Below are 1881 nucleotides of genomic sequence, written 5' to 3'. Positions count from 1 at the left end.
CCAAATACGACGCTCTTTATAGGGCATCGGTTTCTGATCCTGAGGGATTTTGGGCTGAGCACGGCCAGCGGGTGGATTGGATCAAACCGTTCACCAAGGTGAAGAACACGTCGTTTGCGCCGGGCAATGTGGAAATCAAATGGTTTGAGGACGGCACGCTCAATGTGGCCGCCAACTGTATTGACCGCCATCTGGAAACCCGGGGCGATCAGACGGCGATCATCTTTGAGCCGGACAATCCAGAAGAGCCGGCCCAACACATCACCTACGCTGAGTTGCACCGCCGTGTGTGCCGCATGGCCAATGTGCTGGAAACCATGGGGGTGCGCAAAGGGGATCGCGTGGTGATCTATATGCCGATGATCCCGGAGGCGGCTTATGCCATGTTGGCCTGTGCCCGCATCGGCGCGATCCACTCGATTGTGTTTGCCGGCTTCAGCCCGGATGCGCTGGCGGCGCGGGTGAATGGCTGTGACGCCAAAGTGGTCATCACCGCGGACAGCGCGCCACGTGGCGGCCGCAAAACGGCGCTCAAATCCAACGCCGATGCCGCGCTGCTGCACACCAAAGACACCGTCAAATGTCTGGTGGTCAAACGCACAGGCGATCAGACCACATGGATCGACGGGCGCGATTATGATTACAACGAAATGGCCATGGAGGCGAATGACTACTGCAAACCGGCAGAGATGAATGCGGAGGATCCGCTGTTCATCCTCTACACCTCCGGCTCCACCGGGCAGCCCAAAGGCGTGGTGCACACCACCGGCGGCTATCTGGTCTATGCCTCCATGACCCATGAATACACCTTTGACTACAAAGACGGTGACATCTTCTGGTGTACGGCGGATGTGGGCTGGGTCACGGGCCACAGCTATATTGTCTACGGCCCGCTGGCCAATGGTGCCACCACGCTGATGTTTGAAGGTGTGCCCACCTATCCAGATGCCTCCCGCTTCTGGCAGGTCTGTGAGAAGCACAAGGTCAATCAATTCTACACCGCACCGACCGCGCTGCGCGCACTGATGGGTCAGGGCAATGACTATGTGGAGAAATGTGACCTCTCCTCGTTGCGCATCCTTGGCACTGTGGGCGAGCCGATCAACCCCGAGGCCTGGAACTGGTACAATGATGTGATTGGCGGCGGGCGTTGTCCAATTGTCGACACATGGTGGCAGACCGAAACCGGTGGCCATATGATGACCCCCCTGCCCGGCGCCCATGCCACCAAACCCGGCGCGGCCATGAAGCCCTTCTTTGGCGTGCATCCGGTGGTGCTGGACCCGCAATCGGGGGAAGAGATCAGCGGCAACGACGTTGAAGGTGTTCTGGCGATCAAGGACAGCTGGCCCAGCCAGATGCGCACGGTCTGGGGCGACCATGAGCGCTTTGAGAAGACCTACTTCTCAGATTACAAAAACTACTACTTTGCTGGCGATGGCTGCCGTCGGGATGCGGATGGTGACTACTGGATCACCGGGCGTGTGGACGATGTGATCAACGTCTCTGGCCACCGCATGGGCACGGCGGAAGTCGAAAGCGCGCTGGTGGCCCATGCCGCTGTGGCTGAGGCCGCCGTGGTGGGCTACCCGCATGACATCAAGGGTCAGGGCATCTACTGCTACGTCACATTGATGAACGATCAGGAGCCCTCTGAGGAGCTGCGCAAAGAGCTGCGCACCTGGGTGCGGACCGAAATTGGTCCAATTGCCAGCCCGGATCTGATCCAATGGGCCCCCGGCCTGCCCAAAACCCGCTCCGGCAAAATCATGCGCCGCATCCTGCGCAAAATCGCCGAAAACGACTACGGCGCCCTCGGAGACATCTCAACACTCGCAGATCCCTCCGTCGTAGATGACCTCATACAAAATAGAATGAATC

The 1881-nt window shown here is 59.1% G+C and carries 1 protein-coding gene; it reads left to right on the top strand.

Annotated elements, in window-relative coordinates:
- A partial coding sequence (gene acs, locus ABWV47_RS21040) for an acetate--CoA ligase (protein WP_353315387.1) occupies positions 1–1881 on the top strand: 1881 nt, incomplete at both ends.

It is taken from the genome of Shimia sp. NS0008-38b (genome assembly GCF_040370365.1).
Lineage (GTDB): Bacteria > Pseudomonadota > Alphaproteobacteria > Rhodobacterales > Rhodobacteraceae > Shimia.
Note: the sequence above shows the minus strand (reverse complement) of the source record. Positions and strands in the feature narration are given on the sequence as shown.